This is a genomic window from Streptomyces sp. A0642, from assembly GCF_004795105.1.
Lineage (GTDB): Bacteria > Actinomycetota > Actinomycetes > Streptomycetales > Streptomycetaceae > Streptomyces.
Genome location: NZ_SSBL01000014.1, coordinates 50,578 through 70,913, shown reverse-complemented (window position 1 = coordinate 70,913; position 20,336 = coordinate 50,578). Strand labels below are relative to the sequence as shown.

Annotated in this window: 23 protein-coding genes and 3 tRNA genes; 11 read left to right on the top strand and 15 right to left on the bottom strand. The window is 69.0% G+C overall.

All coding sequences use genetic code 11. The features are described 5' to 3' along the window. Positions 1–185 precede the first annotated feature (185 nt). The 7 genes from E6R60_RS22745 to E6R60_RS22715 all read right to left on the bottom strand — a co-directional run bounded on the left by E6R60_RS22745 (position 186) and on the right by E6R60_RS22715 (position 6,136). A complete protein-coding gene (locus tag E6R60_RS22745) occupies positions 186–2,279 on the bottom strand; it encodes a helix-turn-helix domain-containing protein (protein ID WP_136328469.1) in 2,094 nt (697 codons plus the stop codon). Between the two features lies 1 nt (position 2,280). Next, entirely contained in the window at positions 2,281–3,879 is a 1,599-nt protein-coding gene (locus E6R60_RS22740) for a hypothetical protein (protein WP_136328468.1), read from the bottom strand. A 91-nt stretch (positions 3,880–3,970) separates the two neighbouring features. Then, entirely contained in the window at positions 3,971–4,192 is a 222-nt protein-coding gene (locus E6R60_RS22735; protein ID WP_136328467.1) for a hypothetical protein, read from the bottom strand. A gap of 21 nt (positions 4,193–4,213) precedes the next feature. After that, positions 4,214–4,546 carry an RRQRL motif-containing zinc-binding protein gene (locus E6R60_RS22730; RefSeq protein WP_136328466.1) on the bottom strand — a complete coding sequence of 111 codons (333 nt, stop codon included), beginning with the start codon at positions 4,544–4,546 and terminating at the stop codon, positions 4,214–4,216. Then, a complete protein-coding gene (locus E6R60_RS22725; protein WP_136328465.1) occupies positions 4,543–5,547 on the bottom strand; it encodes a DUF2637 domain-containing protein in 1,005 nt (334 codons plus the stop codon). Before E6R60_RS22725 ends, E6R60_RS22730 begins: the two co-directional genes overlap by 4 nt. After that, complete coding sequence (locus E6R60_RS22720; protein WP_136328464.1) at positions 5,544–5,831, bottom strand: DUF6303 family protein; 288 nt, start codon at positions 5,829–5,831, stop codon at positions 5,544–5,546. Before E6R60_RS22720 ends, E6R60_RS22725 begins: the two co-directional genes overlap by 4 nt. After that, complete coding sequence (locus E6R60_RS22715; RefSeq protein ID WP_136328463.1) at positions 5,828–6,136, bottom strand: hypothetical protein; 309 nt, start codon at positions 6,134–6,136, stop codon at positions 5,828–5,830. Before E6R60_RS22715 ends, E6R60_RS22720 begins: the two co-directional genes overlap by 4 nt. A 739-nt stretch (positions 6,137–6,875) precedes the next feature. Here E6R60_RS22715 and E6R60_RS22710 point away from each other — a divergent pair. Both E6R60_RS22710 and E6R60_RS22705 read left to right on the top strand, forming a co-directional pair. Beyond that, positions 6,876–7,664: a GntR family transcriptional regulator gene (locus E6R60_RS22710; RefSeq protein ID WP_136328462.1), complete on the top strand. Its 789-nt coding sequence runs from the start codon at positions 6,876–6,878 to the stop codon at positions 7,662–7,664. Next, on the top strand, positions 7,661–8,314 hold the full coding sequence (locus E6R60_RS22705; RefSeq protein ID WP_136328461.1) for a YdcF family protein: 654 nt from the start codon (positions 7,661–7,663) through the stop codon (positions 8,312–8,314). Before E6R60_RS22710 ends, E6R60_RS22705 begins: the two co-directional genes overlap by 4 nt. Before the next feature lie 83 nt (positions 8,315–8,397). Here E6R60_RS22705 and E6R60_RS22700 read toward each other — a convergent pair whose 3' ends face one another. The 5 genes from E6R60_RS22700 to E6R60_RS22685 all read right to left on the bottom strand — a co-directional run bounded on the left by E6R60_RS22700 (position 8,398) and on the right by E6R60_RS22685 (position 12,845). Further along, the gene (locus E6R60_RS22700; protein ID WP_136328460.1) at positions 8,398–9,126 is read right to left on the bottom strand and encodes a hypothetical protein; all 729 of its coding nucleotides are present in this window, start codon (positions 9,124–9,126) and stop codon (positions 8,398–8,400) included. Positions 9,127–9,180: 54 nt separating this feature from the next. Continuing rightward, a complete protein-coding gene (locus E6R60_RS22695; RefSeq protein ID WP_206309489.1) occupies positions 9,181–10,014 on the bottom strand; it encodes an SLATT domain-containing protein in 834 nt (277 codons plus the stop codon). Between the two features lie 684 nt (positions 10,015–10,698). Beyond that, positions 10,699–10,851, bottom strand: coding sequence for a hypothetical protein (locus E6R60_RS36785; protein ID WP_168713664.1), 153 nt, complete (start codon positions 10,849–10,851; stop codon positions 10,699–10,701). Positions 10,852–10,873: 22 nt separating this feature from the next. Further along, entirely contained in the window at positions 10,874–11,530 is a 657-nt protein-coding gene (locus E6R60_RS22690) for an SDR family oxidoreductase (protein ID WP_136328459.1), read from the bottom strand. Between the two features lie 34 nt (positions 11,531–11,564). Then, positions 11,565–12,845 carry an amidohydrolase family protein gene (locus E6R60_RS22685; RefSeq protein ID WP_136328458.1) on the bottom strand — a complete coding sequence of 427 codons (1,281 nt, stop codon included), beginning with the start codon at positions 12,843–12,845 and terminating at the stop codon, positions 11,565–11,567. A gap of 268 nt (positions 12,846–13,113) precedes the next feature. Between E6R60_RS22685 and E6R60_RS22680 the strand changes: the two genes are divergently transcribed. The 6 genes from E6R60_RS22680 to E6R60_RS22655 all read left to right on the top strand — a co-directional run bounded on the left by E6R60_RS22680 (position 13,114) and on the right by E6R60_RS22655 (position 15,889). After that, a tRNA-Thr gene (locus tag E6R60_RS22680) sits at positions 13,114–13,186 on the top strand. Positions 13,187–13,232: 46 nt separating this feature from the next. Next, positions 13,233–13,305, top strand: a tRNA-Met gene (locus tag E6R60_RS22675). Between the two features lie 89 nt (positions 13,306–13,394). Next, the gene (gene rpmG / locus E6R60_RS22670) at positions 13,395–13,559 is read left to right on the top strand and encodes a 50S ribosomal protein L33 (protein WP_003956487.1); all 165 of its coding nucleotides are present in this window, start codon (positions 13,395–13,397) and stop codon (positions 13,557–13,559) included. Positions 13,560–13,677: 118 nt separating this feature from the next. Next, a complete protein-coding gene (locus E6R60_RS22665) occupies positions 13,678–14,130 on the top strand; it encodes a MaoC family dehydratase N-terminal domain-containing protein (RefSeq protein WP_136328457.1) in 453 nt (150 codons plus the stop codon). Then, a complete protein-coding gene (locus E6R60_RS22660; protein ID WP_136328456.1) occupies positions 14,130–14,558 on the top strand; it encodes a MaoC family dehydratase in 429 nt (142 codons plus the stop codon). The genes E6R60_RS22665 and E6R60_RS22660 overlap by 1 nt, the downstream gene beginning before the upstream one ends. A gap of 275 nt (positions 14,559–14,833) precedes the next feature. Then, on the top strand, positions 14,834–15,889 hold the full coding sequence (locus tag E6R60_RS22655) for a UDP-N-acetylmuramate dehydrogenase (RefSeq protein WP_136328455.1): 1,056 nt from the start codon (positions 14,834–14,836) through the stop codon (positions 15,887–15,889). A gap of 4 nt (positions 15,890–15,893) precedes the next feature. Here E6R60_RS22655 and E6R60_RS22650 read toward each other — a convergent pair whose 3' ends face one another. Beyond that, positions 15,894–16,529, bottom strand: a complete 636-nt coding sequence (locus E6R60_RS22650) for an NAD(P)H-binding protein (RefSeq protein ID WP_136328454.1) — start codon at positions 16,527–16,529, stop codon at positions 15,894–15,896. Positions 16,530–16,618: 89 nt separating this feature from the next. Here E6R60_RS22650 and E6R60_RS22645 point away from each other — a divergent pair, with 89 nt between their 5' ends. Further along, positions 16,619–17,224 (top strand): TetR/AcrR family transcriptional regulator, encoded by a 606-nt coding sequence (locus E6R60_RS22645; RefSeq protein WP_136328453.1) that lies wholly within the window; start codon positions 16,619–16,621, stop codon positions 17,222–17,224. A 16-nt stretch (positions 17,225–17,240) separates the two neighbouring features. On the opposite strand, the gene E6R60_RS22640 is transcribed toward E6R60_RS22645, so the two are convergent. Both E6R60_RS22640 and E6R60_RS22635 read right to left on the bottom strand, forming a co-directional pair. Then, positions 17,241–18,263: an adenosine deaminase gene (locus E6R60_RS22640; RefSeq protein ID WP_136328452.1), complete on the bottom strand. Its 1,023-nt coding sequence runs from the start codon at positions 18,261–18,263 to the stop codon at positions 17,241–17,243. A 135-nt stretch (positions 18,264–18,398) separates the two neighbouring features. Continuing rightward, on the bottom strand, positions 18,399–19,625 hold the full coding sequence (locus E6R60_RS22635; protein WP_136328451.1) for a pyridoxal phosphate-dependent aminotransferase: 1,227 nt from the start codon (positions 19,623–19,625) through the stop codon (positions 18,399–18,401). Positions 19,626–19,860: 235 nt separating this feature from the next. Here E6R60_RS22635 and E6R60_RS22630 point away from each other — a divergent pair. Together E6R60_RS22630 and secE are read left to right on the top strand one after the other, a co-directional pair. Next, positions 19,861–19,933, top strand: a tRNA-Trp gene (locus tag E6R60_RS22630). A gap of 106 nt (positions 19,934–20,039) precedes the next feature. Further along, the gene (gene secE / locus E6R60_RS22625; protein ID WP_037687986.1) at positions 20,040–20,327 is read left to right on the top strand and encodes a preprotein translocase subunit SecE; all 288 of its coding nucleotides are present in this window, start codon (positions 20,040–20,042) and stop codon (positions 20,325–20,327) included. The last annotated feature ends 9 nt before the right edge of the window (positions 20,328–20,336 follow it).

Below are 20,336 nucleotides of genomic sequence, written 5' to 3'. Positions count from 1 at the left end.
TGGTGCGGGGTGACGCCCGTGCTGGCTTGTCGTGTCGCTTGTCGTCTGGCTTGTCGTGCGGCTTGTCGCTTGTCTTGTCGTGTCGCTTGTCGCCTTGCAGGTCACAAGCCGTTTTCGGCCCTCAGAGGCCCGTGTGGAGGGGTTGTTGGGCGGGTCGGGTGACAGGCGACAAGCAAGGGGCGCGGTCAGGTGTAGCGGCGGTGGACGTAGCGGGTTTTGGTGCCCTCTCCGACGCGGACGGCTTCACCGGTCTCGGCCCATTCCTTGAGCCATCCGGCAACCGTCTGCCGGGTGGTTCCGTGCTCCTCGGCCAGGGCGCGGGCGATGGCTGAGGCCCCGGTGCCCTCGGCGCCGGCAGCCATCAGGATTTGGAGCGCGGCCTGCCGGGCGGCGTTGTTCTCCGGCCGTAGCGCGGACAGGTTCAGCCCCGGTGCGGCCGGAGGTTCCGGCGTGCTGCCGGGCTCCGGGGCGGTCGCGAACTGTGCGTCGATCTGCTCTATGAACGCCCGCACCGTGGCGTCCTCGTCGGTGGCCGGTGTGGGCTGCTGGTCGTTGCGGAGTGCGGAGAGGTTGAGGCTGCTCCCACCACCGGCCGTTGACTGTGCTGCCGGTCCGGCGGGGTTCGGGGTGGTGGTGTGGTCGCGCATCCACTGGGTGCGGTCCGGGTCCCACCGGGTCGTGTACGCGGGTCCGGCAGCCTTTGCGGAGGGGCCGTCGAGGGTGGGGTGGATGCCGGCGGTCGCGGTGACGATGTCGCGGATCTGGTTGGGCAGGATTCGCCACGACTTGAACAGCCCCGGCTCGCTCTCGGGGGTGCCCATGAACCCGGCGCCCTTGTAGGGGGCCTGTTCGGGGCGCAGTCCTCGGGATCCGGGGAACTGCTTGCCCAGGTCCATGCCCTCCTTCTCCCCGCCGGTCAGCGCCACCCGCACCTTGGCTTCCCGGCGGAGCATGAGGTTGCCCAGGACGCTGCTGGTCGCGCCGAGCGCGGTGAGGACGGTGCGGACACCCATGGCGCGGGCGATCCGGATCACTTCGAGGATGAGGGCGGCGAGTTTCTTCAACTCGCGGTCGTTGCTGGAAAGGATCTCCGCACCCTCATCGACGACCAGCATGATTTGGGGAATCTGCGGGCTGATCGGCAGGAGGTCGGTGTTGGCCTGTGCCATGAGGTCCTGGTAGGCGGTCTTGCGCTGCTTCGCGATCCTGACCAGGGCGTTCAGCATGACCAGCGCCTCAGTGTGGGAGGCGGCCAGCCAGTCAATGCCCGGGCGGGCCCCGTCCAGCAGGTTGCCGTTGGCGTCGAATGCGGGACGGATCCAGGGCAGGCCGGCCGATCCGGCGTTCAGGTCGATCACGAAGGTCAGCACGTCCTCGGCGCGGGCGAATCCGGCGAGGATCGTGTGGACCATGTTCGTCTTGCCCGACCCGGTCGGCCCGACGACCAACGCGCACTGCTCGCGCAGGTACGCGCGGATCTCGTCGGCGTTGGTACGCAGTCCCCAGGGGATGCCGGTGTGGATGGACAGGCGGCTGTAGTCGGAGGGGTAGAACACTTCCTGCTCAAGGACGTTCTTCGTGGTGACGTCGATCAGGACGCGGCCCTGATCGATGCCGGGACCCGCGGTGGCGGTGCAGCCGTGCGGGAGCCGTGCGTCGGCGCTGAGCTTGGCCGCTTCCTGGGCGATCCGCCCGTACGTCGTTCCGCCGGGCGGAAGTTCGGCGTCGATGGTGAACCCGGTCCCGGTCGGCCACATCTCCACCGCCAGCACCCGCAGCGTGATCCCGCAGACCCGCTGGATCCGGTCCACCCACTCGGCGGCGATTGCCCGGCGGCCGGCGGACAGTTCCGCGGCGACCTGCCGTTCGGCCGCCTCCAGCGCTTCGAGTTCGCGGGCTTCTTCGTGGATGAGGGTGGAGTGGGCGGTGGTCCCGATCCCGACCCCGATCACGGCCAGCGAGCCGAGTGCGGTCCAGGTCAGGGGCCCGGATGTCATGGCCCAGGTGGTCCATCCGGCGCCGACCAGCCACGATGCGGACCGCATGCTGATGGTGCGGGCGGAGAGGCGGTCGCGCAGGGAGCTGATGGTGTGGCCGATCGCGCCGGCTGTGCCGACGGCGAGGGCCCAGCCGGGGGGCATGCCGGTGGCTGCGCCGGTGGTCGCGAGGGCGAATGCTCCGGTGGTGGCGGACAGGGCGCCGGTCACGGGTCCGTGACCAGCAGCCCAGTCCCACACCGGACCACCCTCATGGTTCGTGGTGGTGGTGTTGGTGCTCATGTCAGACGTTCCAGCCCTTCTCGGCCTCGGGACCGTTGCGGGGGTCCTCGTGACGGGCGATGTCGTGCTCGTGAACATGACGGAACAGCTCTCCGAGGTCGCCGGACGCGTCAACGGCCCGCATCAGGGCGCCGTAGATCTCGTCGAAGGCCCCGGCGATGTCCTTCTCCAGCGGGAACTCGCTGTCGGAGCGCTCGGCCAGGATGCGGAAGGTGTTGGCAACGGAGGTGAGTGCGTCGGGGAGGTTCTCGACCATGGAGAGGATCTCCATGTTGTTCTCGGGCTCGTAGGTGCGGGCCGCGTTCTCCATTTCGGCCGCGGCCTCTTCGAACTTGAAACCGGACATGCTGACAACCTCCACAGGGGTGGTGTTGGGCTGTGCGGGGAGCAGGTGGAACGGGCGTTGAACGGTGTCGCCGATCTCCTCGCCGTGACCTTCGGCGGCGTCGTCGAGGGCTTTCTCCTCGGCGGCCAGACGCTCGCGTATCGCGGCGTCGCGGGCGGCTTTGCGTTCCTCGGCAGAGCGCATCATGTGCTGGTAGAGGCGGCGGCCGGGCTGCTGCAGCCAGGCCCAGCCGAGCTTCCGCCCGAGTGGAGTGCTCAGCATTCCGAGCACCCCGAGCGGGGCGGCCAGCAGTGCGGCCATCAGGCGACGGCCCTGCTTCCGGGCCGCGGACCTGCGCAGCGCGGCCCGTGCCGCCTTGCGGACACCGGCCTTACGTACCCGGTCCCGGCTGGACTCCAGCCGGGCGGCGGCCCGCTGGTCTTGTGCGGTGCGGCCCTTGCGGATCGCGGCGTCGCGGACGGAACGGGCCTTGCCCGCCGCGGCCTTACCGGCCCGGCCGATCAGCCCCGACCGGGTCTTGCCGGGGCCGGTGGTGCTGTTGGCGCGGGCGGCGCGGCGGGCATCGGCCACCGAACGGCGCGCCTGGTTCGTTCCCGTGCGGGCCGCGTGACGAGACGGCGGCAGCTTCCGGGCCGTATCCCGCAGGGATTTGACCTGCGAAGCCCGGCCAGCAGACCCACGGCCCGCAGACTTCCCGAGCGGGCCCCGCCTTCCGCCGGAACCGCCCCGGGTCAGCCCGGAATCGGTCCGGCTCGCACCGGGAGTCGACGCGCCGCCGGCCGAACGACCCTTGCCCGTGGCGGCTTTGGTGCCGCTGTGGGGGCGGGGCTTGGTGCCGGTGGAGCGAGACGCGGTGGGGCGGCCCTGCGTCGGGAGACCGCGGCCAGCACCGCCGGTGCGGCCCCCTGCGGCCTTCTGGAGGGTGCCGGACCGGATGCGGCTCGCCTTGCGGTGGGCGGTGCGGGTCTTGTTGCGGCGGCGTACCGCGGTCGTGGTGGCGACCACGGCGGCCCCGGCGGCGGCCACCGCGGCACCGACCGGGCCAGCCGCGAGCGCGGATGCGGCGACCACCCCGATCGTGGAGTTCGCACCGGTCACGGCAAGCGGCACCACCGGCCACCCGCCCGCGGTGTGCTCCACCCTCTTGCTGGTGGGCTGCTCGGGTGCGGGGGTGGGTGCCGGGTTGGTGGGCGGGGGTGTTTCGGGCGGGGCAGCAGCGGGGGCTGCTACCGGTGCTGTGCTGACTTCCGTCATGCTGAGTGCACTCCCTTGGCGGAGGAGGCGGTGGCCCGGACACGGCCGTCCAAGCAGGCGTCCGGGTCACCGCGCAGCCAGTCGTACGAGGTCAGAGCGTGTTCAGTTCGAGCGAGAAGAACGTGACGCAGGCCCGCGCCAGGTCCGGGTAGCGCTTCTCGTACGCGTTGCGGATCTCCGCGTACACCTCGTGCCGCCTCTGCCCGGGCCGGGGCGTCAGGTAGGCGGACCAGGTGGCCATCGCGTGCCCACCGCCCGGCAAGGGCTTCTGCGCGGTGATGATGAAGTGGTACTCGGGCAGTTCCTCGGGCATGTCTGATCTCCCAGTGGGTGTTCACGGTGTGGGCGGGGCGTCGTGGCACGGCACGCACATGCCGAGCGATGACGGAATGCGATACCCGGCGTCCCGCCGGCAGTTCGGGCAGACCTGCTGAGCGGCATTCGCCTTCGCCAGCGCGGCCCGTTTGGCCGGCGTCATCGGCCGGACCGGCTTAGCCCGGTCCACGCGGTAGAGGTAGGCGACCAGCGGGCCCCGGCGCTTGCGCGGGCGCTCCAGCACGGCGGCGACGTCCTGACCGCCGGGCCGCAGCCCGCGGGTCCGGAGCTGTCGGAAGGTCGCGTAGCCGTCCGGGGCCAGGTGCCAGGGGTAGACCGGCAGCGTGCTCACTGGCTCGCGCTTTCAAGCGCCCGGTTCGGGGCGGGGTCGCGCAGTTCCTGGTAGCGGGTGGAGATCCAGCCGATCGACCAACCGGTCAACTCGGCCGCAGCCCTCACCGGGAGCCCCGCGACGAACGCCGCCTTCACGGTTTCCAGGGCTTGGGGCTCAAGCAGCTTCTTCTCGGGCGGGCCGGCCGCCAGGAGCGCGGCGCGTTCACGCTCGGCCCGCTCCTGCCGCTCGGCCTCTTCACGGCGCTCACGCTCCTCGCGCTCACGACGCTCAGCAGCACGGCGTTGAGCGGCCTCGCGTTCGAGGCGTTCACGCTCTACCTGCTGCTGTTCACGCTCGCGTTCACGGCGTTCACGAGCCTCCCGCTCAGCACACTCCCGGACCTCGGCCCGCTCGCGCTCCTCCGCCCGCGCCGCCTGCTCCCGGGCGGTCTGTTCACGGGCCAACAGCGCTTCATGCTCACGCTGCTCACGCACCAACTGGGCGGCGTGCTCGCGCTCCTCACGGGCCCGCCGCTCGGCCACCTCACGGCGCTCCACGGCGGCTTGCTCGCGCTCGGCCTGCTCTGCCTTCTGCCGGGCCTCCTGCGCGGCCAGGGCGGCCGTGATGGCCTGGCGGTAGGCAAGACCGGTCTCTGCGGTGACGATGAGCAGGAGCGGGGCGACCGCGTGCACGGCCACGCCGACCAGCTCTTTCCTCAGCGCGGAGTCGGCCACGTTCAACGCCAGGGTCATGCACCCCGTCATCCACCGCAGCGCAACCGGCCACCGCCCCCCATGCCCGCCAAGACGGGCCAGGACAGCATCGAGACGGACCACGATCACGACCGCGGCATCCACCACCAGGGGCAGAATCGGCGCGGTCCACTTCCACCCCTCGGCCGTGTGCTTCTCCATCAGCGGCGTCACCGTGAGGATGGAAAAGAGCATCGCCCCACCCACGATCAACCACGTCCCGACCGACAGGGCGCGCTCTGCTGAACGGATCTGAACACTGTTCACGGCGCACCCCCGTCCCGTGAACGCACCTGAACCGAGGCCAGCAGCCGCACAGGCGACGCGTCGTCGTCCAGCGTCTCGCTGTACTCCTCCCACCCCCACTCGGCACCGTCCGTGAACACGAACCCGAGCCCGGCAAGGGCCTGTGAACGCGCGGCCATCGTCGGCACGACGAGCGCGGGGCCGAAGTCGTGCTCCGGCCACTGGGACACCGGAACGCCCATCAGCGCGACATACAGGCGCCACCGGCCGTCACGGATGGAGAGCTGCGCGGTGTGCTCCCTCATGCGGCCACCGCCGAATTGGCGGCGAAGCCCGTCGCGCCCTGGCGGCGGACCGTACGGCGCGGGCGCCGGCCGTTCGTCTGCACCTTCAGGGGAAGCGTCCGTAGCAGGCTCGCGGCGTAGGCCGCGGTCTCCGGTTCGCCCTCCCGCAGGTCCGCCAGGACCTCGTGGGCGACGTCCAGCCGCGCCGCCCGCTCCATCGCGGACTCCGCGGCCGAACCAGTGAACAGCTCCAGGTCGATCCCCAGAGCCAGCTCAATGAACTCAGTCGCGGTAACAGGCTCGCGACCAGCAACGATGGTCTTCATGGGTCGTTTTCTCCTAGCGGTGAGACGGCCTCAAAGAGCGGCCCCGGGTGGCTAGACCCGGGGCCGCGTGCCGTTCAGAGATGGCCTGCCGCGTCTGGCGGCCGGCCCAGCCGCCAGACCAGGCGGCCAGCGCCCCGAGCCGGATTCGATCCGGCAGCCTCACGCCGTGATCCGGGGCGGTGCATGGTCAGCGACCAGACCCGCCGGTAGAACGGCGGTTGGCCTCGCTGACCTTCTTGGAGAGTTCCTCGCGTTCCTGCTCTGTCAGACTGCTGATCACAGGTGCCTCCTACATAGGTGCCTGTCTCGCGGCACCCCGGTTGCCCCCGGGGTGCCGCTCCTGGTTCCGGGCCATCCGGCTCCCCTCAGCCCCGCCCGTACAGCCCTGAGATGAGGGCCGGACGGGCGGAGGAGGCAACCGGCCGCAGCGGTCATGGGGGCTGCGAAGTGGTCGAGTCACGCGGTTGAGCACACGGGATGGTGTCCCGCGCTGCCGCCTGCTTAAGGCACAGGAGAGGCGGCGATCCTTGGCACGCTGTTCAGTTCTCAATGAACGGCCGCTTCCTTTGAACCCGTTTCACGGAGCCCTCCGGGCGGTGCGAGCAGGCACGCAGAACAAACCCCCGAGGCTTGTAGTCCTGGGACTGCGTGACCGCTAGTGAGACAATGCACCCACAGTCCCAGGACTGTCAACAGTCCTGGGACTGTGTTTGACTGGGCGGGTCGAAAGGAGGCTGGAATGGCACCGAAATGGCGAGAGCTCGCCGACACGCTGGCTGCTCGGATCAGGTCGGGCGAGTACGCCCCTGGCCAGCAGTTGCCGCACATCAGAGAGCTTGTCGAGGCTGGCGAGGGCTCAAAGTCCACGGTTCACGCGGCGTACAAGGCGCTGGAGGCCGAAGGGCTGGTCGCGTCGTCACGGGGGCACGGGACGGTCGTGCGTCAACAGACCCCGCTGAAGCGGCTCGGCGTCGCCCGGTACGACAAGGCGAAGTGGCGCGACGGCGACCAAGTGGCGTTCATCGCTGACCGGGTTGCCACAGGCCGGGCCTACCGCCGGGGAGATCAGACGCAGACGGTCTCTCTCGTCGAAGCTCCGCCGGCAGTCGCGGAAGCGCATGGCCTGCCGGCCGGTGCGGACGTCTACGCCCGAGCCCGCCTGGTGAAGGAGGGCGACCAGCCGACGCACACCTTGACCAGCTACTACCGTCCCGAGCACGTCGAGGGCACGCGCATCGTCGACCCCACACCGGGCCCCGCCGGCCGTGGCGGGGGCTTCCGCGTCCTGTACGACGCGGGCTACGAGATCGACCACATGAAGGAGCAACTCTTCGCGCGCGTCCCCACGTCGGACGAGGCGAAGCTCCTGCAGCTGGCCGCCGGCGAGTGGGTAGTCGAGCTGCACCGCACGACGTTCACGGCGGACGACACGGTGGTCGAGTTCGCGGTCGGCGTCCACGCGGCGTCCCGCTTCGCGTGGGAGTACGACTTCAAGGTGCCCGACTCGGCGGAAGGATCAGCCCAGTGATCTCGGTACAGACGTGGTCTGACGCTCAGCGGCTCTGGGACTTTCAGCAGATGCATCACGAGCCGCGGCCCTGCTCGGTCGCCATCGGTCTCGGCAGTCACGACTTGGGTGTAGCTGATGTGACCGTGGGCCTGTACCAGCGTGGGATGTTTCCGCTGATCGTCTTCACGGGGGCGACCAGTCGGACGACTCGCGATCGGATGCCCCGAGGGGAAGCCGAGCACTATCGAGAGCGGGCGCTGGAACTTGGCGTTCCTGCTTCAGCGATCGTCATTGAGTCCAAGGCACGGAACACGGGCGAGAACATCAACTTCACACGCGTGCTGCTCGAAGAGCGAGGCATTGAGGTGTCATCCGTGCTGCTCGTGAGTAAGCCGTACGAAGAGCGCCGCGCCTACGCGACGGCCCGGAAACTCTGGCCGGGAGTCGAGATCGTCAGTGCGTCAACTCCTATGACGCTTTCGGAGTACGTCGACTCCATGAAGGACCCGCGTCTCGTGCTGGACATGCTTGTAGGTGCCCAGCAGCGTCTGCTCATCTACCCAGAGCAAGGGTTCATGATCAGGCAGGAGGTGCCGGAACCTGTTGCTGCGGCCTACGAGCGTCTGTGTTCCGAAGGGTTCACGAGCCGTCTCGTGCCGGCGAACTAGGCCTCGGGCCATGATGTGACCTGTCACGCCATCAACCGCACGCGCGGCTTGACAGGCTGCATCAGGAATCACTGGCCCGACGATCAGACAGGGGCATTGTTTCGCGAGGTGAGCCCAGAGAGGACGCTCGTCAGCCTTTTACGCTGAGCCATCCGGAAGAGGTCATCATAGGAGATCATGAATGAATCGTGAGACTCGCCGATCTCGGTAATTGCTTGCTCATGTCTTTCCGGCTGCGTTCGTTCCCATTCTCTGGGAATTTCAAGGCGGGCCAACTCATCTCCCTCGTACCACATGTGCTCGGTCATCTTGTTGATCAGATCGCGCCCGGCTTCGCGAAATTTCCGGTATGTGCCATCCATGTCAGCGTCGTCGAACCCCCTCGGCTCCCGCTCGAAGAATTCAATCATTTTTTCGAGTTCGCGGAATGTTTCCGAGTTGGCGCGCGTGACCATAAAATATTCTCGCAACCAAATGATGTATCTGGTCTGAGGCGACGCTTGGTCGTTGACTGCTGCGAACATCTCAGTGTCGTGATTAGTTGGCGCGGCAAGTAGGCTGGTCAAGTTGCGCACCTCCCCTTGCAGCTCGGTCACCTTTACCCGGCGAGCCGCTAGTAGATTCGCTAGAGTCACCACTGCGGCAAAAAGAAGCAGTCCAGTAATTGAGACAAGGAAATAATTTCCTTTCAGCCATGCGCGGACATCTGGTGACAGCAAGAAGAGCGCGGCTGCTGACGCGTCCGCAATGAGGCCCGCGATGAGCACGAAGATGGATGCGCTGATTTTTTCACTTATTGATCGCGAGGACATTGCCTCTCCTCAGAATGATTGACCTTATGGAATTTGGTGTTCGCTAGCTAAGGGTCAGACGACCTCTTGCTGCCCTTGATGAGGCTGGTCGAGCTGCTGCTCACGCTTTCTCTGCTCAACCCGCATGTTTTCCACGGTGGTTGCGAAGAGCTCTAGGTTGGCAGCATCCGTCTGCGCATATGGTGCGATACCTAGATCGAGCGCCGTGACATGTTGTTCAATAGTGTCTGCGGTCTGCTGCAGATTGAAGGCGCGCTCGCGGGGCTTGAAGTATCCAGTGGCAGCCGTTATCACCGTGATCGTGAAACCCAAGAAGATGAGAGCTCCTTTGCCTGGTTGAGGTGGGTCATACCAGGCAGTGATCGCAGAGATGCTAGCCGAACTAAAAAAGAGCAGCCATTGCATCCATAGGTGTACGCGACGGTAGTGTCGAGACTCCTTTCGGAGGCGATCTACCTCCGCAGGGGTTCTTTCCTTATAGGATGCCTGGCGCTCTACTGCTGAAGGGGTAAGCCTCCTCGCTTCAAGGATTCGACGCTCTTCTGAGAGTTCCAGGTCGAGCCTGAGTTTGGCTACTGATGTTTTTTCGTCCTCCCATTCCCAGAATTCGGAACTGAACTCAATGGCAAACTGGAAGGCGCTGGCGCATGCCAGGGCTGCCGCGACCACAAAGAAGGCCCCATGCGCCGAATCGGGCATGTTCCTGCCTAGCCAGAGGAAGTTCTTTGCAGCGATCCATGAAAAAAGACTGAGGATGAAAAGAATGGGGGTGCCGTATAGTCCGAGCACCTGCATGCGTCGATTTCTTATGCGCCGCTGCAAGTCGGCGACATTTCGGCGGTATTGAATTAATTCGTTGGTCGTGTTCCTGCTGATTGGAGAAGTCATGGGCTGTGCAATACCTCCCGCGCCATCGCAGCTAATTGGCTGGAGATCGTGTCAGGTCTCGGCCGAAGCACAAGCATTTCGCCCTAGATGGCTAAACAAAGGGCGCAGGCTTGAGGTGCAGTCTGACAGTTGTGGACGCCTGGGACGCCAGCTTTAGTCAGATTCCTTCGTCGCACGAGCATTGGGGCTGGCGATCGCACGAAGCCTGGCGAGTTGACCACCACCCCAACCCTCGACGCGTCCTCCTTCGGCGCGAAGGGGGACGCTCAGGGGGCGATCCGGCGATCCGAAACTTGCCGGCCACGGGTGAGGCGGCTTGTGATGTTCGGCGTGATCACACCGTCTTGGACTGTGGCCGGGCAGGCTGAATCAGATGCGGCCCCCCCCAGGCGTCCCCCGAGGGAAGGGAGAGACCCGAAAGTGCCTGGTGGGCGGGCATGGAAGTAGCCCGCTGTAAATCTGCCGGCTCAGCCTACCCAGGTTCGAACCCTGGCGCCGCCACTGGAAGTGAAACCCCGTCCGACCTGCTTAAACACCAGGTCGGGCGGGGTTTTCGCATGGGGGCGAGCCGATGGGGTCAGCCGTCGAACCAGACGACCAGGCGGACCCCCTCATCGCCGCACAGGGCCGCCCGTGTGCGCATGACCGACCGGACGGCGCCCCATTCGCATCTTCCAGCTGCCGTCAGAGCTCCGGTGGTACCGCGTGCACGCAGCTGTCGACCTCGTTCGCGACCTCGTCCCGGGCGGCGGCCGCCAGCTCCGCCCAGGACATCCAGGACGCGCCGTGGAGCTCGTCGCTCCAGGGCTCGAATTCCGCGAGGACCTCTTTCGACACGTCAGGTGACGCGCAGTCGGGGTCAGTTCCCCGCGATGTCCTTCACCGCGACCGACACCGGGACATGGCCCGAGATCAGCTCCAGCGTCAGGCCCGCCGTCGCCGGGGTGTCCAGCAGTTCCAGGAGCGCCGCCGCCACGTCGTCGCGCGGGACCGGGCCGCGGCCGGTCGACGCGGCGAGCAGGACCTGGCCGGTGCCGGCGTCGTTGGTCAGCATTCCGGGGCGCAGGATCGTCCAGTCCAGGCCCGCCTGCGAGCGCACGTACGCGTCCGCCGCACCCTTCGCCCGCAGGTAGACGTCGAACACCTCGTCGCCGGGGTGGTCCGGGTCCGCGCCCATGGACGAGACCACGAGGTACCGCCGCACCCCCGCCCGCTGTGCCGCGTCCGCGAAGAGCACCGCGGCGCCCCGGTCCACCGTGTCCTTGCGGTCCGTGCCGCTGTTGGGGCCCGCTCCGGCCGCGAAGACCGCCGCGTCGGCGCCGCGCAGCACTTCGGCGGCCTCCTCCACGGTGGCCGACTCGAGGTCCAGGACCACGGGTTCGGCGCCCGCGGCCCGGAGATCGTCGCTCTGCTGCGGGTTACGGATGACGCCCGCCGCCTCGTCCCCGCGCGCAGCGAGCAGCCGCTCCAGCCGCAGCGCGATCTGACCATGTCCACCTGCGATGACAATGCGCATGCACTCGACGGTACGCCGTGGGGCGGTGCCGCGCTCAGGGCCCGCCGCCGTTCCCCGGTTCGGGTCTTCCCTGACGCGGCAGCCCGAACGAGCCGCCGCCCGCCTCCGAGTCGCAGTACTCGCGCACCGCGCTGGTCCGGGTGACCACGCGGCCGCGGTGCACCACGATGCGGCTGTACGCCAGCGAGAGCACCCCGGCCAGCCGTTCCCCGCGTACGGCGAGCAGTTCGGCGGGGAAGCCCGCCTCGACCCGGACCTCGGGCAGGCCCATGGCCCGCCTGGCTTCCGTGGAGACGGCCTCGTAGGCGTGCTCGGCCCGCAGTCCGCTCTGTGACGCCAGCAGGAAGGCGGCCTCCAGCGGGTCGCCGCGGCCCACCGGGTTGGCGAGGTCGCGCAGCGCCCCGCTTCCCGCCGCGACCCGCACCCCGGCCGCGCGCAGCAGGCGTACGGGGGCGGTGCCCCGGCGCTCGGCTCCGCAGCAACCGCCCTGGGGGAGGCAGACGACCGTCACACCGGCTGCGGCGAGCTGGTCCGCCGCGCGGGCGGCGGCCTCGTCGGGAAGGCGGGAGAGGCCGGCGCAGGGGCCGATGGAGACCCCTTGCCGCATTCCGCCCGCCATCGCGGCGAACCGGGCCAGCCGGGCCGGGTCGTCACCGTCCGTGTGCAGGTCGACGGGGCAGCCGTGCTCGGCGGCGACCTCCAGGACGGCCTCCGCGTAGCCCGCCGGGTCGGGATCCAGGTCCGGGCAGCCGCCGACCGCACCGGCGCCCATCTTCAGCGCGTCGCGGAGCATCGCCAGGTTGCCGGCGCCCGCGACGCCGGTGAGCAGCCGGGGGACGGCGACCGCGGACAGGTCGGCGAGGCCCCGCAGCGAGCGGCGGGCCTGGAGGACGGCTTCGAGGGCGCCGAGGCCCTGTACGTCGCCGATCCGCACGTGGGAGCGCAGTGCGGTCGCGCCGTGGCCGATTTGCAGCAACGCGGCCTCGGTGGCGCGGCGCTGGATGTCGTCGGGGTGCTGGGAGGCGGGTCCGGGGGCCTCGGGTCCGGCGCCGTCCGCGGTGAGCGCGGTGTCGCTGTGGGCGTGCGGTTCGGCGGGGGCGGGCAGCAGCAGATGGCCGCGCAGGTCCACGCGGGCGCCCGGTGCGACGAGGCTGCCGGCCGTGCCGACGGCCTCGATGCGGCTGCCGCCGAGCCGCACGTCGACCAGGCGGCCGTCGGCGAGACGGGCACCGCAGAGCGTCAGCGTGGAGCTCTCCGGACCGCCGGGGGCGTCGGCCGCGTGGTCGTCCGGCTGCCGCGGCTGACTGTCGGGCATCGCGGCTCCTGGAAGGGGGGCAAGATCACGCAGAGTGAGACGAGCCTAGGGCCGTGCCCGGTCCGGTTCGAGGAGGAGCGAAATAGTCGTACCGGTGCGGTCCCGTGGTGCCTGCGGGGCCGGGCTCGCCCAGGGGGCCCAGGGATGGAGGAGTGGCTGATCAAGGGGCCGGAGGGAGGCTCGGAGCCGTACCGATCAAGGGCTCGGACCGGGGCTTCGAAACGGATTTGGGCGATCGGCGACCGAGCGTGTAATGTCTTCATCGCTCGCCCCAATAGCTCAGTCGGTAGAGCGTCTCCATGGTAAGGAGAAGGTCTGCGGTTCGATTCCGCATTGGGGCTCTGGTGATCGGGAAACCCCGCTTCGGCGGGGGGACTCAGTCATCAAAGCGGTGTAGCTCAGTCGGTAGAGCAAGCGGCTCATAATCGCTGTGTCACCGGTTCAAGTCCGGTCACCGCTACTACCAGTAGCCGATTGTGGGGTCGGTCCTCCGATCGGCTACTCTTTTTTTGCGTTCATCCGTCCACCGTCCGTCCAAGGAGCACTCACGTGGCTGCCACCGACGTCCGCCCGAAGATCACGCTGGCCTGCGTGGAGTGCAAGGAGCGGAACTACATCACCAAGAAGAACCGGCGTAACAACCCGGACCGACTTGAGATGAAGAAGCATTGCCCGCGCTGCAACTCGCACACTGCGCACCGCGAAACGCGCTGAATCAGGCTCGTACACGAGGCCGTCCCCACTGGGGGCGGCCTCGTGTCGTTGTATGTACCCGGCCGCGAGTCAACGGCACTGCGGCCCCTTCATCATTCATCAGGGAGGTTGCGAGCTCATGGCGCTCGACCAGTCCTTCGTGGGGCGGACCTATCCGCCCACCCCGGCGTACGAGGTCGGCCGGGAGAAGATCCGAGAATTCGCCGAGGCGGTGGGCGACGCCAATCCCGCGTACGTCGACCCCGAGGCGGCGAAGGCGCTCGGTCACAGCGATGTGATCGCGCCTCCGACCTTCGTGTTCTCGATCACTTTCAAGGCCGCCGGGCAGGTGGTGCGTGATCCGCAGCTGGGTCTCGACTACAGCCGGGTGGTGCACGGTGACCAGAAGTTCGCCTACGTGCGTCCGGTGCGGGCGGGGGACCGGCTGACGGTCACCTCGACCATCGAGGCGGTCAAGTCCATGGCGGGGAACGACATCGTGGACGTGCGTGGCGAGGTCTACGACGAGTCCGGTGAGCATGTCGTGACGGCGTGGACGAAGCTGGTGGCGCGCGGCGCCGAGGAGGCGTGATGACGGCGAAGGTGAGTTACGACTCGGTCGAGGTCGGTACGGAGCTGCCGGCGCAGACCTTCCCGGTCACCCGCGCGATGCTGGTGCAGTACGCGGGCGCCTCGGGCGACTTCAACCCGATCCACTGGAACGAGAAGTTCGCGCGCGAGGTCGGCCTGGAGGATGTGATCGCCCACGGCATGTTCACCATGGCCGAGGCGATTCGCGTGGTCACCGACTGGGCCGGCGATCCGGGTTCGGTCGTCGAGTACGGGGTGCGGTTCACCAGGCCCGTCGTCGTCCCCAATGACGACCAGGGCGCGCTGGTCGAGGTCAGCGGCAAGGTGGCCGCCCTGCTGGACGACAAGCGGGTGCGGGTCGACCTGACGGTCATGAGTGACGGCAAGAAGGTGCTGGGCATGTCCCGCGCCGTCGTGCAGCTCGGCTGACGTTTCACCGGCATGTGTGTAAGGGGCGTGGTCCATAGGGCCACGCCCCTTACGAGTGGGCCTTCCCGGCCTTGCGCGTGGCCGCGGCGACCGCCTGTCACGCCCCTTGCGTGCGGGAATCGCCCGCCGCGCCCCGGGGGGTCGGGACCACCCCACCCCTTCACGCGTGTGGACGCCTCCCGCCCCTGGGCGTCGGGACCGCGCGCCGCTCCCCACACGGGGAGGGGCCGGGCTCCTCGCTCGTGCGGGCGGGCGCGGACCGTATTCTTGTCCCCGTGCAGGAACTCCACGACGCGCCCCTCGCCCCCCTGACCACCTTCCGGCTCGGCGGCCCCGCCACCCGCCTCCTCACCGCGACGACCGACGCCGAAGTGGTCGAGGCCGTGCGCGAGGCCGACGACAGCGGCACCCCGCTCCTCGTCATCGGCGGCGGCAGCAATCTGGTCATCGGCGACAAGGGCTTCGAAGGAACCGCCCTGCGCATCGCGACCAAGGGCTTCGTGCTGGACGGGGCGTCGCTCGAACTGGCCGCCGGAGAGGTCTGGACCGACGCCGTCAGCCGCAGCGTGGACGCCGGACTCGCGGGCCTCGAATGCCTCGCCGGCATCCCCGGCTCCGCGGGAGCGACGCCGATCCAGAACGTCGGGGCGTACGGGCAGGAGGTGTCGTCCACCCTCACGGAGGTCGTCGCCTACGACCGGCACACCGGCGAGACGGTGATCATCCCGAACTCCGAGTGCGCCTTCGCGTACCGGCACAGCCGCTTCAAGGCCGAACCCGACCGGTTCGTCGTGCTGCGTGTGCGCTTCGGGCTGGAAGAGGCCGGCGGCCTCTCCGCGCCCCTCAAGTACCCCGAGACGGCACGCGCCATGGGCGTCGAGGAGGGGGAGCGCGTTCCCGCCGCGGCCGCCCGCGAGACCGTGCTCCGGCTCAGGGCCGGCAAGGGCATGGTGCTCGACCCGGAGGACCACGACACGTGGTCGGCCGGATCCTTCTTCACCAACCCGATCCTGGACCCGGCACAGTTCGAGGAGTTCCGCGCCCGGGTGGCGGAACGCCTCGGCCCGGACGTGACGCCCCCCGCCTTCCCCGCGGGCGGGGGACGCACCAAGACCTCGGCGGCCTGGCTCATCGACCGGGCCGGTTTCACCAAGGGATACGGCTCCGGGCCGGCCCGTATCTCCACCAAGCACACCCTGGCTCTCACCAACCGGGGCGCGGCGAGCACCGAGGACCTGCTCGCCCTGGCGCGCGAGGTCGTCGCCGGGGTCGAGGCCGCCTTCGGCGTCACGCTCGTCAACGAACCGGTGACCGTCGGAGTGAGCCTGTAACGGGTCAGTACGCCACGCCCACCCCCTGCTTCACCGACGCCGGGTCGTCGACCAGCGCGAGCATCGCGTGCGCCACGTCGGCCCGGGAGATCGAGCGGCCGCTGCGCGGGTTGCCGCCGATGACCGTCCGGTAGGCGCCGGTCAGCGGCCCGTTCGTGAGCTTCGGGGGACGTACCGACGTCCAGTCCGTGGCGGAGGCCGCCAGCGCCGCCTCCATGGCGGTGAGGTCCGCGTAGACCTCCTTCAGGATCGCGCCGATCGCCCCGAGCATCATCCGGTCGAGCAGCGGTTCGTCCGAGGGCTTCGGGGCGACCGGGGCCGCGCTCACCACGAGCAGCCGCCGGGTCCCCTCCGCCTCCATCGCCGTCAGTACGCTCCGGGTCAGCCGCTCGGCGATGCCGCCGGCCTTCCGTCCCCGTGAGCCCAGACCGGAGAGCACCGCGTCGCGGCCCGCGACCGCCTCCCGCAATTCCTCGGGGTCGTCGATCCGGGCCGCGGTGTGGACGGTGAGACCGGAGAGCGGCACCGGCAGCCGCGCGGGATCGCGGACCACCGCCGTCACCTCGTGTCCCGCCGCCACCGCCTGGCGGACGATCTCCTGCCCGATGCCGCCTGTCGCGCCGAACACTGTGAGCTTCATGGGCGCACCCTCCTCGGGTGGGTAAGTGTTCACTCACCCTCTAGAGTGAGCGGGTACTCACCCTCTCGTCAAGCTTCATCGGAGTGCACATGGAGCAGAAGCCGGCCCGCGCCCGCATCCTCGACGCCGCTCACCAGCTGATGCTCACCATCGGACTGGCCCGGGCCACCACCAAGGAGATCGCCAAGGCGGCCGGCTGCTCGGAGGCCGCGCTCTACAAGCATTTCGCGAGCAAGGAGGAGCTCTTCGTCGTGGTGCTGAAGGAGCGGCTGCCCGAGATCGGCGGAGTCCTCGAGCGCTTGATGGCCGACCCGCGCAAGGCGGAGCGCACCGTCGAGCGGAACCTCACCGAGATCGCCCGCGAAGCCGCCCTGTTCTACGAGCAGAGCTTCCCGATCGCCGCGTCCCTGTATGCCGAGCCGAGGCTCAAGGAGCGCCACAACGAGGCGATGCGCAAGCTGGGCACCGGGCCCCACGCGCCCATCCGCGGGGTGGACGCGTATCTGCGTGCCGAACAGGCCGCGGGACGGGTGCGGGCCGACGCCGACACCTACGCCGCCGCCTCCCTGCTGCTGGGGGCCTGTGCCCAGCGGGCGTTCGCCTACGACGCCACGGAGACCGGCGGCCCGCCGCAGTCCCTCGACGACTTCGCGGCGTCCCTCGCCCGGACGCTGCTGCGCGGGCTGGGGGAGTAGCCCGTCCCGGGGCCGGTCAGCCCGCCGGCTTGGCCAGCCAGTCGTCGACGCCCGCCAGCAGCTCGGTCCGCACCGCGTCGGGCGCCGCCGAACCCCGTACCGACTGGCGGGCCAGCTCGGCCAGCTCCTCGTCGGTGAACGCGTGATGGCGCCGCACCAGGTCGTACTGCGCGGCCAGGCGGGAGCCGAAGAGCAGGGGGTCGTCCGCGCCGAGCGCCAACGGCACGCCGGCGTCGAACAGAGTGCGCAGGGGTACGTCGGACGGCTTCTCGTAGACGCCGAGCGCCACGTTCGACGCCGGGCACACCTCGCACGTCACCCCGCTCTCCGCGAGCCGGCGCAGCAGCCGCGGGTCCTCGGCCGCCCGCACCCCGTGTCCGACCCGCGAGGCGTCGAGGTCGTCCAGGCAGTCGCGGACGCTGGAGGGGCCCGACAGCTCACCGCCGTGTGGTGCCGCCAGCAGGCCGCCCTCCCTGGCGATGGCGAAGGCCCGGTCGAAGTCCCGGGCCATGCCGCGCCGCTCGTCGTTGGAGAGCCCGAAACCGACGACGCCCCGGTCCGCGTACCGCACCGCCAGCCGTGCCAGCGTCCGGGCGTCCAGCGGATGCTTCATCCGGTTGGCGGCGATCACCACCCGTATCGGCAGGCCGGTCGCGCGGGAGGCGCTGTCCACCGCGTCCAGGATGATCTCGATCGCCGGAATGAGCCCGCCGAGCAGCGGTGCGTACGAGGTGGGGTCGACCTGGATCTCCAGCCAGCCGGACCCGTCCGCCACGTCCTCCTCGGCGGCCTCGCGCACGAGCCGCTGGATGTCGTCGGGGGTCCGCAGACAGGACCGGGCGATGTCGTAGAGCCGCTGGAAGCGGAACCAGCCGCGTTCGTCGGTCGCCCGCAGCTTGGGGGGCTCACCGCCCGTCAGCGCCTCGGGAAGCCGCACGCCGTATTTGTCGGCGAGTTCGAGCAGCGTCGTGGGCCGCATCGACCCGGTGAAATGCAGGTGCAGGTGGGCCTTGGGCAACAGCCGTACGTCACGCTCCATTCAAGGATCTTGCCGTACGGACGGCGTGTCGCGGTACCCGGATTCCCGATCGAGTTGTCTGCCGAACGCATGGGCGAACGAGAAAGCGACCCCCGGCCGGAGCCGGGGGTCGCCACAAACGCGGGGGGCGGGGGACTACGCCTTGGCCTCGCCCAGCAGCTTCTGGAGCCGCGAGACGCCCTCGACGAGGTCGTCGTCACCCAGCGCGTAGGACAGCCGGAGGTAGCCCGGCGTGCCGAAGGCCTCGCCCGGAACGACCGCGACCTCGGCCTCGTCCAGGATCAGCGCCGCCAGCTCGACGGAGGTGGCCGGGCGCTTGCCGCGGATCTCCTTGCCGAGCAGCTCCTTCACCGACGGGTACGCGTAGAACGCGCCCTCGGGCTCCGGACACAGCACGCCGTCGATCTCGTTGAGCATCCGCACGATGGTCTTGCGGCGCCGGTCGAAGGCGGTGCGCATCTCGGCGACCGCGTCCAGGTTCCCCGAGACGGCGGCCAGCGCGGCGACCTGGGCCACGTTGGAGACGTTGGAGGTGGCGTGCGACTGGAGGTTCGTCGCCGCCTTCACCACGTCCCTGGGGCCGACGATCCACCCGACGCGCCAGCCGGTCATCGCGTACGTCTTGGCGACGCCGTTGACCACGATGCACTTGTCGCGCAGCTCGGGCACGATCGCCGGCAGCGAGGTGAACGTCGCGTCGCCGTAGACCAGGTGCTCGTAGATCTCGTCGGTCAGCACCCACAGACCGTGCTCGACGGCCCACCTGCCGATCGCCTCGGCGTCCGCCTCGCTGTAGACCGCGCCGGTCGGGTTCGAGGGGGAGACGAACAGGACGACCTTCGTACGCTCCGTGCGCGCCGCCTCCAGCTGCTCCACGGAGACCCGGTAACCGGTGGTCTCGTCGGCGACGACCTCCACCGGAACGCCGCCGGCGAGGCGGATCGACTCGGGGTAGGTGGTCCAGTACGGCGCGGGGACGATGACCTCGTCACCCGGGTCGAGGATCGCGGCGAAGGCCTCGTAGATGGCCTGCTTGCCGCCGTTGGTCACCAGGATCTGGGAGGCGTCGACCTCGTAACCGGAGTCGCGCAGCGTCTTCTCGGCGATGGCGGCCTTGAGCTCGGGGAGCCCGCCCGCGGGGGTGTAGCGGTGGTACTTCGGGTTGCGGCAGGCCTCGACCGCGGCGTCGACGATGTAGCCAGGGGTCGGGAAGTCGGGCTCGCCCGCGCCGAAGCCGATCACCGGACGGCCGGCGGCCTTGAGGGCCTTGGCCTTGGCGTCGACGGCGAGGGTTGCGGACTCGGAAATGGCACCGATGCGGGCGGAGACCCGGCGCTCGGAGGGAGAAGTAGCAGCGCTCATGCGCCCCATGCTCCCAGACCGTATTCCCCGTCGGCACAGGGGTTTCAGTGACCGGACAGCACTCGGACAGCATGCGGACAGACGGCCGTGCAGCATCGGACAAGAACGGTCGGGAGCTATCTGTTCGACGCCGGGCCGCTGAGCACGTACACTCACCTGTCGTTGGCCTTCACCAGCCGCACCGTTCCTGCACCCGGGCCTCCCGGGACATGCGGTAGGTTGGTGGACACCACAAAGGGTCGTAGCTCAATTGGTAGAGCACTGGTCTCCAAAACCAGCGGTTGGGGGTTCAAGTCCCTCCGGCCCTGCTACACACTCCTTCGCCAGGATGTGTGCGCATGTACGTACTTCAATGCACCGCCGTGCGGCTCCACCGGGCGCGGCACGGCCATGACCCGGAATCAGGTGAGAAGCGTGACGGACGCCGTGGGCTCCATCGACATGCCTGATGCCGAGGATGAAGTCCCCGAGTCGAAGAAGAAGACCCGGAAGGGCGGCAAGCGCGGCAAGAAGGGCCCTCTGGGCCGTCTCGCGCTCTTCTACCGCCAGATCATCGCGGAGCTCCGCAAGGTCGTCTGGCCCACGCGCAATCAGCTGACGACGTACACCTCAGTGGTGATCGTGTTCGTCGTCGTCATGATTGGTCTCGTTACCGTGATTGACTTCGGGTTCCAGCGGGTCATCAAGTACGTCTTCGGCTGATCCCGCGGA